This is a genomic window from Stenotrophomonas sp. YJH_SMC_122 (assembly GCF_059369535.1).
Map to the genome: position 1 here is coordinate 711512 of NZ_JCAFST010000001.1, position 12507 is coordinate 724018.

13 protein-coding genes are annotated in these 12507 nt (G+C 67.4%); 9 read left to right on the forward strand and 4 right to left on the reverse strand.

Features of this window, described 5'->3' with window-relative positions:
* Positions 1 to 21: 21 nt before the first annotated feature.
* The 3 genes from AC5P66_RS03395 (at position 22) to AC5P66_RS03405 (ending at position 2606) form a co-directional block, all read left to right on the forward strand.
* Positions 22 to 1263: a lipoprotein-releasing ABC transporter permease subunit gene (locus AC5P66_RS03395; protein WP_099495502.1), complete on the forward strand. Its 1242-nt coding sequence runs from the start codon at positions 22 to 24 to the stop codon at positions 1261 to 1263.
* On the forward strand, positions 1256 to 1969 hold the full coding sequence (gene lolD / locus AC5P66_RS03400; RefSeq protein ID WP_099495501.1) for a lipoprotein-releasing ABC transporter ATP-binding protein LolD: 714 nt from the start codon (positions 1256 to 1258) through the stop codon (positions 1967 to 1969). Before AC5P66_RS03395 ends, lolD begins: the two co-directional genes overlap by 8 nt.
* Before the next feature lie 187 nt (positions 1970 to 2156).
* Positions 2157 to 2606 (forward strand): DUF6491 family protein, encoded by a 450-nt coding sequence (locus AC5P66_RS03405; protein ID WP_099495500.1) that lies wholly within the window; start codon positions 2157 to 2159, stop codon positions 2604 to 2606.
* A gap of 74 nt (positions 2607 to 2680) precedes the next feature.
* Here the strand turns inward: AC5P66_RS03405 and AC5P66_RS03410 are convergent, their stop codons facing one another.
* The 3 genes from AC5P66_RS03410 to ftsY form a co-directional block, all read right to left on the reverse strand.
* The gene (locus tag AC5P66_RS03410; RefSeq protein WP_014036808.1) at positions 2681 to 2950 is read right to left on the reverse strand and encodes an oxidative damage protection protein; all 270 of its coding nucleotides are present in this window, start codon (positions 2948 to 2950) and stop codon (positions 2681 to 2683) included.
* A 5-nt stretch (positions 2951 to 2955) separates the two neighbouring features.
* On the reverse strand, positions 2956 to 4080 hold the full coding sequence (gene mutY, locus AC5P66_RS03415) for an A/G-specific adenine glycosylase (RefSeq protein ID WP_099495499.1): 1125 nt from the start codon (positions 4078 to 4080) through the stop codon (positions 2956 to 2958).
* A gap of 103 nt (positions 4081 to 4183) precedes the next feature.
* Positions 4184 to 5482, reverse strand: coding sequence for a signal recognition particle-docking protein FtsY (gene ftsY / locus AC5P66_RS03420; protein ID WP_049413467.1), 1299 nt, complete (start codon positions 5480 to 5482; stop codon positions 4184 to 4186).
* A 129-nt stretch (positions 5483 to 5611) separates the two neighbouring features.
* Between ftsY and AC5P66_RS03425 the strand changes: the two genes are divergently transcribed.
* The gene (locus tag AC5P66_RS03425) at positions 5612 to 5911 is read left to right on the forward strand and encodes a hypothetical protein (protein ID WP_049413464.1); all 300 of its coding nucleotides are present in this window, start codon (positions 5612 to 5614) and stop codon (positions 5909 to 5911) included.
* A gap of 190 nt (positions 5912 to 6101) precedes the next feature.
* On the opposite strand, the gene htpG is transcribed toward AC5P66_RS03425, so the two are convergent.
* Positions 6102 to 7991, reverse strand: a complete 1890-nt coding sequence (gene htpG, locus AC5P66_RS03430) for a molecular chaperone HtpG (protein ID WP_049413463.1) — start codon at positions 7989 to 7991, stop codon at positions 6102 to 6104.
* 647 nt (positions 7992 to 8638) lie between these two features.
* Between htpG and rsmD the strand changes: the two genes are divergently transcribed.
* The 5 genes from rsmD (at position 8639) to ggt (ending at position 12445) form a co-directional block, all read left to right on the forward strand.
* Positions 8639 to 9217, forward strand: coding sequence for a 16S rRNA (guanine(966)-N(2))-methyltransferase RsmD (rsmD, locus tag AC5P66_RS03435; RefSeq protein ID WP_099495498.1), 579 nt, complete (start codon positions 8639 to 8641; stop codon positions 9215 to 9217).
* A 26-nt stretch (positions 9218 to 9243) separates the two neighbouring features.
* Positions 9244 to 9753, forward strand: coding sequence for a pantetheine-phosphate adenylyltransferase (gene coaD, locus AC5P66_RS03440; RefSeq protein ID WP_049413313.1), 510 nt, complete (start codon positions 9244 to 9246; stop codon positions 9751 to 9753).
* Positions 9754 to 9812: 59 nt separating this feature from the next.
* On the forward strand, positions 9813 to 10304 hold the full coding sequence (locus tag AC5P66_RS03445) for a hypothetical protein (protein WP_005409092.1): 492 nt from the start codon (positions 9813 to 9815) through the stop codon (positions 10302 to 10304).
* A 132-nt stretch (positions 10305 to 10436) separates the two neighbouring features.
* The gene (locus AC5P66_RS03450) at positions 10437 to 10718 is read left to right on the forward strand and encodes a YfhL family 4Fe-4S dicluster ferredoxin (protein ID WP_004153175.1); all 282 of its coding nucleotides are present in this window, start codon (positions 10437 to 10439) and stop codon (positions 10716 to 10718) included.
* Entirely contained in the window at positions 10715 to 12445 is a 1731-nt protein-coding gene (gene ggt / locus AC5P66_RS03455) for a gamma-glutamyltransferase (RefSeq protein WP_099486946.1), read from the forward strand. Before AC5P66_RS03450 ends, ggt begins: the two co-directional genes overlap by 4 nt.
* Positions 12446 to 12507: the final 62 nt, after the last annotated feature.

Here is a 12507-nt window from a genome sequence, read left to right on the forward strand (position 1 = left end):
TGAATTGACCGGCGTGCCTGCATGTTCAAACCCATTCCCGTGGCCATCGGCCTGCGCTACCTGCGCGCCAAGCGCCGCAACGGCTTCATCTCCTTCATCTCGATGGCATCGATCCTGGGCATCGCGCTCGGCGTTACGGTGCTGATCACCACCCTGGCGGTGATGAGCGGTTTCCAGAAGGAAATCCGCAGCCGCCTGCTGCAGATGACCGCCCATACCACCATCAGCCGCGACGGCGAACCGATGCCGGACTGGATGCGGGTGGTCGACGTGGCCAAGAAGGACCCGCGGGTGGCCGGCGCCGCGCCGTACATCGAGATCCAGTCGATGATCAGCGGCCCGCGCGTGCAGGGCGCGGTCATCCAGGGCATCGATCCGGCGCTGGAGCCGAACGTCTCGGTGATCGACAAGAAGGTCACCAAGGGCAGCTATGACAGCCTCAAGCCGGGCAGCTTCAACCTGCTGCTGGGCAAGGAGCTGGCGATCTGGCTGGGCGTGGACGTTGGCGACCAGGTGCTGGTGACCTTTGCCGAAGTGCAGGGCACGCCGGCCGGCGCGGTGCCGCGGATGAAACGCTTCACCGTCAGCGGCCTCTTCGAGGCCGGGTACAACGAGGTCGATCGCGGCGTCGGCTTCGCCAACATGCAGGACCTGGAGCGTGTTCTGCGCAGTGACGGCGCCACCGGCGTGCGGCTGAAGCTGCACGACATGGACCGCTCGCTGGAAGTGGGCGTGGACCTGGCGCAGAGCCTCGGTGGCGCCTACCGCGTGAGTGACTGGACGCAGCAGAACGCCAACCTCTACCACTCGCTGCGCATGGAGAAGGTGGTGATGGGCATCCTGCTGTCGCTGATCATCGCCATGGGTGCCTTCAACCTGGTGTCCTCGCAGGTGATGCTGGTGACCGACAAGCAGGCTGACATTGCCATCCTGCGCACGCTGGGCCTGACCCCGGGCGGGGTGATGCAGGTGTTCATGGTGCAGGGCTCGTTGATCGGTATCTTCGGCACGCTGGCCGGCCTGATCGGCGGCATCACCCTGACCCTCAACCTGGAACGCATCCTCGGCGCCATCGAAAGCGTGTTCAACGTCAAGCTTCTGCCGGAGGACGTCTATTACATCACCGGCCTGCCGACCGACATGCAGACCGGCGACGTGGTGGCGATCACCGTGGTCGCGCTGCTGATGAGCTTCCTGGCAACCCTGTATCCCGCCTGGCGGGCGGCACGCACCCAGCCGGCGGAGGCCCTGCGTTATGAATAAGGTCGTCAACCGCGGCGATGAAGTGATCCGCGCCGAAGCGCTGGGCAAGACCTATGCCGAAGGGCGCATGCAGACCCCGGTGTTCGATGGGCTGGACCTGACCGTGACTGCTGGCGAGACGGTGGCGATCATCGGCGCCTCCGGTGCCGGCAAGAGCACGCTGCTGCACCTGCTGGGCGGCCTGGACATTCCGACTGCCGGCGAAGTGTATGTGACCGGCCAGCGCATGTCGGCGCTGTCGGATACCGCGCGCGGCGTGCTGCGCAACCAGGCGCTGGGCTTCGTCTACCAGTTCCATCACCTGCTACCGGAGTTCACCGCGCTGGAAAACGTGATGATGCCGGTGCTGCTGGCCGGCACCGCCGTGGCCGAGGCGAGCAGCCGGGCCAACACGCTGCTGGAAGCGGTCGGCCTCGGCCATCGCCTGGACCACAAGCCGGGCGAGCTGTCCGGTGGCGAACGCCAACGTGCTGCAGTGGCGCGCGCGCTGGTCAATCATCCGGCCTGCGTGCTCGGCGACGAGCCGACCGGCAACCTGGATGACCGCACCGCCGGCACCGTGTTCGAGCTGATGCTGGAACTCAACCGCGCGCGCCATACCAGCCTGGTGCTGGTGACCCACGACCGCAGCCTGGCGCGGCGCCTGGACCGGGTGCTGGAGCTGCGCGAAGGGCGCCTGCACGCACTGGCCCACGCCGACGTCTGAGCGCTGGGACCGCTTTGGTGGAAGCCGACCTTGGTCGGCTGCTCCTGCAGGGCAAGCGCCAACCAGGGTTGGCGTCTACCGTGGTCCGGCCAGTAGCCGCCGACCGGCGGCTGAATGGGGCGCGAGCCGTCGCGCCGGCGTTGCCAGCCCAGGCGCATGATGGCGACAGTTCCCCGAGGAGATCGCCATGAAGACCCCGATGCTGATGGCCGGACTCTGCCTGGCACTGGCCGCCTGTGCGACCACCGGCCGGCTCAGCAGTACCGAGAAACTGGATCTGTACCGTGCCCACGCCGGCGCGCCGCAGAACGACATGCAGTTCTTTGGCAGCCTCAATGGCTGGACCGAGCTGGGCGACAGTGCGCTGGCGGTGTGGACCCGTCCCAGCGAAGCCTATCTGCTGGAGTTGAATGGTCCCTGCCAGGACCTGCCATATGCGACCGCCATCGGCCTGACCAGCCAGATGAACCGTGTCTCGGCGCGCTTTGACAAGGTGCTGGTGCGCGACCCCACCGGCGGCCCGCGCCTGCCGTGCTTCATCAACAGCATCCGCAAGCTGGACGTGAAGGCCCTGCGCGCGTCCGAGCAGGAGCTGCGACAGGCGCAGGTGCAGGAGCGCGAGGAAAATACGAAATAGCGCGGTAGTGCCGGCCGCTGGCCGGCAACCTGGCATCTGCGCGATGCCGGCCAGCGGCCGGCACTACCTGTGGGTCAGGCTTCCGGGGTGAAGCCGGCGGGCTTTTCCGCGTCCTTCTCGAACAGGAACTTGACCAGTTCGCCTTCAAGGAACGCACGATGTTCCGGCGTGCGCGGCGACAGCCGGTTCTCGTTGATCAGCATGGTCTGATGGGCCAGCCACGCCGCCCAGGCCTGCTTGCCGATGTTGTTGAAGATGCGCTGGCCCAGCTCGCCAGGGTAGGGCACGAAGTCCAGGCCCTCGGCATCGCGTTGTTCGTACTGGCAGAATACGGTTCGGGGCATGGGATTCACTCGTGGTTGCGGGGTTTGCTGGAATTTCGTTTCGGCGTCTTGATCGTGGCGCCGTCGAGCAGTTTGCGGATCGGTGCCGGCAGGCCCAATGCGGGCAGCTCGTCGCTGGCGACCCAGCGCAGCGTGGGTTCTTCCACGCGCAGGCCGCGTACCTTCCGTGACAATACCTGCAGGTGCAGCCTGTAGTGGCTGAAGGTGTGCTGCAGCACCGGCAGTTCCTCTGCATCTTCGAGCGAGCCGTCGACATGTGCGTCAAACCAGTCCTGCAGGTCGCTGCCGGCCTCGGCCTGCGGCAGCGTCCACAGCTGCGCCCAGATGCCGGTGTCCGGCCGCTTCTGCAGCAGCACGCGCTGCTGGGCGTCGCGCAGCAGCAGTGCAACTGCTTCGCGTTCGGGCAGGGTCTTGCTGGGCTTGGGCGTGGGCAGTTCAGCGGTGCGGCCTTCGCGCCGCGCCACGCATGCGTCCTGCAGCGGGCAGATCACGCAGGCCGGCTTGGCCCGGCTGCATACCGTCGCGCCCAGGTCCATCTGCGCCTGCGTGTAATCGGCCATGCGCCCGGCCGGCACCTGCGCGACGTGCGCCTCGGCAATCGCCCACAGTTGTTTCTCGATGGCTGGCAGGCCGGGAAAACCGTCGATGCCGTGATAGCGGCTGAGTACGCGCTTGACGTTGCCGTCAAGGATCGCGAACGGGTCGTTCCAGGCTTGGCTGAGGATCGCGGCAGCGGTGCTGCGGCCGATGCCGGGCAGGGCATGCAATGCATCGAAATCGCGCGGCAGGTCGCCGTCGTGCAGTTCCACGCAGCGCTTTGCCGCGGCATGCAGGTTGCGTGCACGGGCGTAGTAGCCGAGCCCGGCCCACTGCGCCATCACCGCGTCATTGCTGGCGGCGGCGAGCTCGGGCAGGGTCGGGAAGTGCTGCAGGAAACGCTGGAAATACGGGATGACCGTGGCCACCTGGGTCTGCTGCAGCATGATCTCCGACAACCAGACCCGGTAGGGGCTGCGCGGGTGCTGCCAGGGCAGGTCATGGCGACCGTGGTCGTCGAACCAGTGCAGCAGGCGGGCGACGAAGTCGTCTTCCTGGGCAGTGTCGGCGCTGGCGTGCGGCTGGCGGGGCATGAGTGTTCCGGAAGGAGGCGGCCACCCATGGGGTGGCTCTGCTTCGCCCTGGTAGAGCCACCCCATGGAGGGCTGCACCAGATTGCGGTGGCTGCGCGATCTATCAGGCGCCCAATGCTTCGGGCAGCAGGGCGTCGACGAAGGCTTCCGGATCGAACACACGCAGGTCTTCCGGACGCTCGCCGATACCGGCGAAGCGGATCGGAATACCGAACTCGCGGGCCAGCGCGAACACCACGCCGCCCTTGGCAGTGCCGTCCAGCTTGGTCACCACCAGGCCGGTCACGTTCACTGCGGCATTGAACTGGCGCAGCTGCGACAGCGCGTTCTGGCCGGTGGTGCCGTCGATCACCATCAGCACTTCGTGCGGGGCGGTGGGGTCGATCTTGCCGAGCACGCGGCGGATCTTGCCCAGCTCGTTCATCAGCCCGGACTGGGTGTGCAGGCGGCCGGCGGTATCGGCGATCAGCACCGAGGTGCCGCGGGCCTTGCCGGCCTGCAGCGCGTCGAATGCCACCGAAGCGGCATCGGCGTTCTGCCCCTGTGCGACCACGGCCACGCCGTTGCGCTCGCCCCAGGCCTGCAGCTGGGCCACGGCGGCGGCGCGGAAGGTATCGCCGGCAGCCAGCATCAGGCTGTGGCCGTCATCCTTGAAGCGCTTGGCCAGCTTGCCGATGGTGGTGGTCTTGCCGACGCCGTTGACGCCGACGGTGAGCACCACGAAGGGCTTGGCGTTGCGGTCGATCACCAGCGGCTTGGCCACCGGCTGCAGGATCGCGATCAGCTCGGCGCGCAGCGCGGCCAGCAGCGCATTGGCGTCGGCGAACTCGCGCGACTTCATGCGCTTGCGCAGGCCCTCGACCAGATCGGTGGTGGCGCCCACGCCGACGTCGGCGGTGATCAGGGCGGTTTCCAGCTCGTCCAGCAGATCGTCGTCGAGCTTGGGGTTGCGCGAGAACAGGCCGCCGAAGCTGCGCGCGATGACGCTGTTGCGCAGGCGTTCGCGCCAGCCGGGCTTGCCAGCGGGCGCCGGCGGGGCATCCACCAGCGCCGGCAGGTCGGTGGCCGGGGCGGTTGGTTCCTCGACCGGAATGACCGGAGCCAGAGGGGCCAGCACAGCGGCCGCAGCGAGCGCTTCAGCCTGGACGTCCTCGGACGCGGTGGCCGGCTGCGCAGCTGGCACGGCAGGCACTTCGGCGACGGGGGCCTGTACGGCGACGGGGGCCGGTTCCGGTGCAGGCGCCGGTGCCTTGGCTTCGACCACCGAGGCGGTGGGTGCGTCCTCGGCCGGGGCGGCCGACGGGAACGCCGCCGCCAGCTCTTCAGCCGAGTAGTGCTGGGTCTTGGGTGCCTCCGTGGTGGGGGCATCCTGGGGCTTCTTGCGGCGGAAAAAACTGAGCATTGGCAAAAGGCGCTGAAATCAGGGGGATATGCTACCACTCGGGCCTGTCGGGCCGATGTGGACTCAAGGTCGCGGCCGGCCGGCCGTTAACCGGTCCGGAGGGTTGCGCGGAGCGGCCCGGAGACCGCCATGAACAACGTGATGGGAATCGCCCTAGGCGGGATGCGTGCGGCCCAGCAAGGCGTGCAGGTGGCCGCGCACAACGTGGCCAACCTGGCGACTCCCGATGCCCAGCGCGTGCAACAGCTGCGAAGTGAGGCGGAGCAGGGCGGGGTGCAGGCCGCGGTGACCCCGGCCGGCGCCGATGCCGGCGCGCCATTGGGGGACCTGCTGGCGGCGAAAGCCGAGGTGGTGGCCTTCGCCGCCAATGCCTCGGTGATACGCCGCCAGGACCAGTTGCTGGGTTCGCTGCTGGATCGGAAAGCCTGAGCAACACCGCATTGGCAGGTGCCAACCGCTGCCCCTGGTGGGTGCCAACCTTGGTTGGCACGCAGACCCCCCTGGTAGGTGCCAACCTTGGTTGGCACTCATGGAGCAGTCGAGCATGGCTCGCCCCTACAAACGCGCGTGAACCAGGGTTGGCCTCCATCAGGACGCTGCCCGGCACCCGATCTGTCGATCAGGCCGACAACTCCAGCAGCAGCTTGTTCAGGCGCGCCACATAGGCACCCGGGTCCTTCAGGCTGTCACCGGCGGCCAGCGCGGCCTGGTCGAACAGCACCCGGCCGAGGTCGTCGAAGCGCGCGCCATCGGCTTCGGCGTCGAGCTTGGCGATCAGCGGATGGCCCGGGTTGATCTCCAGCACCGGCTTGCTGTCCGGCACCTTCTGCCCGCTGGCTTCCAGGATCTGGCGCATCTGCAGGCCCAGGTCCTGCTCGCCGATGGCCAGCACCGCCGGCGAATCGGTCAGGCGGTGCGACACGCGCACCTCGGCCACTTCGTCACCCAGGACCGTCTTGAGCCGCTCGACCAGGCCCTGCTTGTCCTTCGCTGCCGCTTCCTGTGCCTGCTTGTCCGCATCGGTTTCCAGTGCGCCCAGGTCGAGATCGCCACGGGCGATGTCGACGAAGCCCTTGCCGTCGAAATCGGTCAGGTAGCCCATCAGCCACTCGTCGATGCGGTCGGTCAGCAGCAGCACTTCCACGCCCTTCTTGCGGAACACTTCCAGGTGCGGACTGTTGCGCACCTGGCTGTAGCTCTCGCCGGTCAGGTAATAGATCTTGTCCTGGCCTTCGGTCATGCGGCCGATGTAGTCGGCCAGCGACACGGTCTGCGCATCACCGTCGCCACGGGTGGAGGCGAAGCGCAGCAGCCCGGCCACCTTCTCGCGGTTGTTATAGTCCTCGGCCGGGCCTTCCTTCAGCACCTGGCCGAATTCCTTCCAGAATGTGGCGTACTGCTCGGGCTTGTCGGTGGCCAGCTTCTCCAGCATGTCCAGCGAGCGCTTGGTCAGCGCCGATTTCATCGAGTCGATGACCGGGCCGGACTGCAGGATCTCGCGCGAGACGTTCAGCGACAGGTCGTTGGAATCGACCACGCCCTTGATGAAACGCAGGTACAGCGGCAGGAACTGCTCGGCCTGGTCCATCACGAACACGCGCTGCACGTACAGCTTCAGGCCCTTGGGCGCATCGCGGTGGTACAGGTCGAACGGCGCGCGGCCGGGCACGTACAGCAGCGAGGTGTATTCCAGCTTGCCTTCGACCTTGTTGTGGCTCCATGCCAGCGGGTCGCTGTGGTCGTGCGCCACGTGCTTGTAGAACTCGGTGTACTCGGCGTCGCTGATCTCGGTGCGCGGGCGGGTCCACAGCGCGCTGGCGCGGTTGACGGTCTCCCACTCGACGGCGGCGCCTTCTTCGCCTTCCTTCGGCATCTGGATCGGCAGGCCGATGTGGTCGGAGTACTTCTTGAGGATGCTGCGCAGGCGCCAGCCATCGGCGAAGTCGTGCTCGCCGTCCTTCAGGTGCAGCACGATGCGGGTACCGCGCTCGGCCTTGTCCACGGTGGCCACTTCGAAATCGCCTTCGCCACGCGAGGTCCAGCGCACGCCTTCGGCTGCAGCCAGGCCGGCGCGGCGCGAGGTCACTTCCACTTCGTCGGCGACGATGAAGGCGCTGTAGAAGCCGACGCCGAACTGGCCGATCAGCTGCGAATCCTTCTTCTGGTCGCCGGACAGCTGCCGCAGGAAGTCGCCGGTGCCGGACTTGGCGATGGTGCCGAGGTGGGCGATGGCTTCGGCGCGGCTCATGCCAATGCCGTTGTCTTCGATGGTGATGGTGTGGGCGGCGGCGTCGAAGCTGACGCGCACGCGCAGTTCGCTGTCGCCTTCCAGCAGCGCCGGCTGGGTCAGGGCCTCGAAGCGCAGCTTGTCGGCGGCGTCGGCGGCGTTGGAGACCAGCTCGCGCAGGAAGATTTCCTTGTTGGAGTACAGCGAGTGGATCATCAGCTGCAGCAGCTGCTTGACTTCGGTCTGGAAGCCAAGGGTTTCGGTCTGGGTGGTCTCGGTCATCGATAGGGCTCCATGTGCAATGCCGCGCCAGCGCGTGCGGCCTCGCCAAGGGGTATGGCTGATTGTCCCGAAATCAAGGGGTTGGTCGGCAGGGCTTGCAGCCCTGCACCCGCCGGGGCCGAAGCAACAGCAACAGCAATAGCAACAGCGGGCTATCCTTGGGATGGCGGGGTGGTGTGGATTGGCAGGACACGCCGTAAACCTGTCCATGGGGGCTCGATGGCGCCATCCATGGCGCCAACGGTCCTGCCAACCCACACCGCCCCGCCTCTGACAGGTTCACTCGGCTGTTGGTAGGTGCCGACCGTTGGTCGGCACATCTGTCAGATATCGAATGAATTCATTCGTGCCGACCAACGGTCGGCACCCACGAGAGCAGAAAGCCGTTCCGACAGATCGCAGGAAACTGTCGAAGGCGGGGTGGGTCCGGTTGCGGGGGCGTGAGCGCCATGGATGGCGCGACCGAGCCTCCATGGACGGATTCACGGCGTCCCCCGCAACTGGACCCACCCCGCCAACCCACAGGAATCCAGCTTTTGCCGTTGCTTCGGCCGTTGCCGTGGCTTCGACGGGTGCCGGGCAAAGCCCAGCCGAACTACAATCCCGCTCATGCTGAAATTCTCGAATGAACCCCGCCGGGGGCGCCGGTGAGCGGCCGCGGGGGCAATGACGGCCAGGTCCGCATCATCGGCGGTCGCTGGCGCAATACCCGCCTGCCGGTGCCGACCCTGCCGGGGTTGCGACCCAGCAGCGACCGCGTGCGCGAAACCCTGTTCAACTGGCTGATGCCCAAGCTGGGCGGGGCGCGGGTGCTGGACCTGTTCGCCGGCAGCGGCGCATTGGGCCTGGAAGCGGTCTCGCGCGGTGCCGCCCACGCCACCCTGGTCGAGCGCGATGCGCAGCTGGGACGCAACCTGACCACCGCCGTCGCCAAGCTGCAGGCCGTGGACCAGATCACCGTCGTGCAGGCCGATGCCCTGCGCTGGCTGCAGGGCGCGCCCGCGCAGCAGGCCGATCTGGTGTTCATCGACCCGCCTTTCGCCGATGGCCTGTGGCAGGACGTGCTGGCCCAGCTGCCGCGGCACCTGGCAGCCGACGCCTGGCTGTACCTGGAATCGCCGGCCGGCCACGTGCCGGTGCTGCCGCCAGACTGGCTGCTGCACCGCGAGGGCGGCACCCGCGAGGTGCGCTTTGCCCTGTACCGCCGTGCCACTGCTACACTTTGACCTCATCTGAACATCTGCTACCGCCCATGACCGTGGCCAACCGCCGCATCGCCGTCTATCCCGGCACGTTCGACCCGATCACCAACGGTCACATCGACCTTGTGAGCCGGGCCGCGCCGCTGTTCGAAAAGGTCGTGGTCGGCGTGGCGCAGAGCCCGTCGAAGGGCCCGGCGCTGCCGCTGGAGCAGCGCGTGCAGCTGGCGCGGGGCGCGCTGGGCCACCATGGCAACGTCGAGGTCATCGGCTTCGATACCCTGCTGGCCCATTTCGTACGCTCGGTCCAGGGCGGGGTGCTGCTGCGCGGCCTGCGCGCGGTGTCCGACTTCGAGTACGAATTCCAGATGGCCAGCATGAACCGCCACCTGATCCCCGAGGTCGAGACCCTGTTCCTGACCCCGGCCGAGCAGCACAGCTTCATTTCGTCCTCGCTGGTCCGCGAGATCGCGCGCCTGGGCGGCGACGTGTCCGGTTTCGTGCCGGCCGCGGTGCTCGAAGCCCTGCGCAAGGTCCGCGAAGCGAAGGCGGCACAGCAGTAAGTCCGCAGTACCGGCACCCCATTACGTACACCACCACGCACCATTCCGGGAGGAAACCCATGAACACCACCATGCGCGCGATGCTGATCGCTTCGTTGGCCCTGGCCTTCACCGCCTGCAAGAAGGAAGAGGCCGCTCCGGTCGACGAAGCCAAGCAGGCCCTGGTCGCTCCGGCCAAGGATGACGATGCCGGCTGGAAGAAGTACCTGCAGGAAGTGGCGATCCAGAACATGGGCAACATCACCAACAGCCCGTTCCTGTATTACCTCTCGCCGGAATCGGACCCGGACTTCCAGGCCAAGTACGAGCGCCAGACCGAGAGCGCGACCCAGGCCGTGGCCCGTGGCGTGCAGCCGGGCAACATGCTGGCCTTCGGTTCGTCGGCCTCGGGCAAGATGGCTGACATGATCCAGGCCGTGTTCAAGGACGTGTCGCCGGATTCGATGAAGGGCGTGCGCGTCGTCTTCATCGGCCAGTCGGCCGACAACGCCCGCGTGCAGGCGGCGATCCAGCCGACCGGCGCCGAGTACATTTTCGTCGAAGCCAAGTAATACCGAGCCATGGCGGCCATGCCCCGGCATGGCCCGGGCGGCGTCCCGCAAGGGTGCCGCTGATGACCTGACCGGCCCGCGCGCCCGCGCTGGCCGGTCCTTTGTCCCAAGGCGCGGGCGAGGAGTATCGCCATGTCGCTGAAAATCAACGAGCTCTGCGTCAACTGCGACGTCTGCGAGCCGGCCTGCCCGAACCAGGCCATTGCGATGGGTGAAACCATCTACGTGATCGACCCTGCCCGCTGCACCGAGTGCGTGGGCCATTTCGACGAACCACAGTGCGTGGTCGTCTGCCCGGTCGAGTGTATCGACCCGGATCCGGAGATCGTGGAAACGGAAGACCAGCTGCTGGCCAAGCTGCGCCAACTGCAGCACGATCACCCCGAACTCTACGCGGAGCCCCCATCCGAATGAAGACGCTGATCGTCCGCCGCTTGTTGCTGCTCGGCCTGCTGCTGAGCCCGGTTGCCTGGGCCGACGGCCCGGCCCGTGCCGAACGCCCCGATGGCGCGGCAATTGCCAGCGGCCACGCGCTGGCCACCCAGGCCGGCATCGATATCCTGGCGCAGGGCGGCAACGCCTTCGACGCGGCGGTGGCGGTATCGTCCACGCTGGCGGTGGTCGAGCCGATCAGCTCCGGGCTGGGCGGTGGCGGCTTCTTCCTGCTGCATGACGCGGCTACCGGCAAGGACGTGATGCTGGACGCGCGCGAGACCGCGCCGGCGGCGGCCACGCCGCAGGCCTTCCTCGACAAGCAGGGCAACCTCGACCGCGACCGCTCGGTCAACGGTGCGTGGTCGGCCGGCATCCCGGGCCTGCCCGCAGCGCTGGTCGAACTGTCGGCCAGGCACGGCAAGCTGCCGTTGTCGGCCTCGCTGCAGCCGGCCATCCGCATCGCACGCGAAGGTTTTCCGGTGTACGAGCGCATGGCCAAGGGCTACGCGTCGCGCCGTGAAGTGATGGAGCGCTATCCCGGCACGCGTGAAGTCTATCTGCGCAACGGCAAGCCGATCGCCAGCGGTGACCTGTTCAAGCAGCCGGAGCTGGCGCAGACGCTGGAGCGCCTGGCCGCTGGAGGTTTCGACGGCTTCTACAAGGGCCAGACCGGAAAGCTGTTGCTGGCGGGCGTCAGGCAGGCCGGCGGCAGGTGGACCGCCGAAGAGCTGGCCGGCTATCGCGTGAAGCAGCGCGAGCCGATCGTGTTCAACTACAACGGCTGGAAGATCACCACCGCGCCGCCGCCGTCGTCCGGTGGCATCGCGCTGGCCAGCATGCTGCAGATCCTGGAAGGCTGGGACATCAGGAAGATGGATCCGGCGCACCGTACCCACCTGGTGGTGGAGTCAATGCGCCGCGCCTACCGCGACCGTACGTTCTTCCTCGGCGATCCGGACTTCGTGCAGATCCCGCAGAAGGTGCTGACCAGCAAGGACTACGCACAGGGCCTGCGCGCGACCATCCATCCGGAGAAGGCCACGCCCAGCGACCTGCTGTCGGGCAACCCGACGCCGCTGGAGGACGACGAGACCACGCACTTCTCGATCATCGACCGCGACGGCAACCGCGTCGGCGCCACCCAGACCGTCAACCTGCTGTACGGCTCGGGGCTCATTCCCAAGGGCACCGGCGTGCTGCTGAACAACGAAATGGACGATTTCGCGCTGAAGCCGGGTACGCCCAATGCCTTCGGCGTGATGGGCTACGAGGCCAATGCGCCGAAGCCGGGCAAGCGCATGCTCAGCTCGATGACGCCGACCTTCATGGAAAACAGCGACAAGGTGATCGTGCTGGGCACTCCGGGTGGCAGCCGCATCATCACCATGGTGCTGCTGGGCATCCTCGGCTACGACGCCGGCCTGGACGCGCAGCAGGTTGCCGCGCTGCCGCGCTACCACCACCAGTGGCTGCCGGACCTGATCGAAGCCGAGGACGATGCGTTCGACGCGGCGACGGTGAAGCAGCTGCAGGCGATGGGCCACAGGATCGACCTGCCGGGCAATGTCGCCGCCGGCGGTCGCGGTTCCAGCCACGTGTGGGGCAACCTGCAGACCGTGGAATGGGACCGCAAGGCGAACAAGCTGTTCGGCGGCAGCGACCCGCGCAATCCGGTGGGCAGTGCCCAGGTCGTGCCGGCCCACTGATGTGGTGGTGCCGGCCACTGGCCGGCAATCTGGCAGATCACCAGGACCCCGCCCACCAGCGG

Coding starts and splice junctions, on each gene's coding strand:
- AC5P66_RS03395 (WP_099495502.1), top strand. CDS start 22: ATGTTCAAACCCATTCCCGTGGCCATCGGCCTGCGCTACCTGCGCGCC.
- lolD (WP_099495501.1), top strand. CDS start 1,256: ATGAATAAGGTCGTCAACCGCGGCGATGAAGTGATCCGCGCCGAAGCG.
- AC5P66_RS03405 (WP_099495500.1), top strand. CDS start 2,157: ATGAAGACCCCGATGCTGATGGCCGGACTCTGCCTGGCACTGGCCGCC.
- AC5P66_RS03410 (WP_014036808.1), bottom strand. CDS start 2,950: ATGCCCCGAACCGTATTCTGCCAGTACGAACAACGCGATGCCGAGGGC.
- mutY (WP_099495499.1), bottom strand. CDS start 4,080: ATGCCCCGCCAGCCGCACGCCAGCGCCGACACTGCCCAGGAAGACGAC.
- ftsY (WP_049413467.1), bottom strand. CDS start 5,482: ATGCTCAGTTTTTTCCGCCGCAAGAAGCCCCAGGATGCCCCCACCACG.
- AC5P66_RS03425 (WP_049413464.1), top strand. CDS start 5,612: ATGAACAACGTGATGGGAATCGCCCTAGGCGGGATGCGTGCGGCCCAG.
- htpG (WP_049413463.1), bottom strand. CDS start 7,991: ATGACCGAGACCACCCAGACCGAAACCCTTGGCTTCCAGACCGAAGTC.
- coaD (WP_049413313.1), top strand. CDS start 9,244: ATGACCGTGGCCAACCGCCGCATCGCCGTCTATCCCGGCACGTTCGAC.
- AC5P66_RS03445 (WP_005409092.1), top strand. CDS start 9,813: ATGAACACCACCATGCGCGCGATGCTGATCGCTTCGTTGGCCCTGGCC.
- AC5P66_RS03450 (WP_004153175.1), top strand. CDS start 10,437: ATGTCGCTGAAAATCAACGAGCTCTGCGTCAACTGCGACGTCTGCGAG.
- ggt (WP_099486946.1), top strand. CDS start 10,715: ATGAAGACGCTGATCGTCCGCCGCTTGTTGCTGCTCGGCCTGCTGCTG.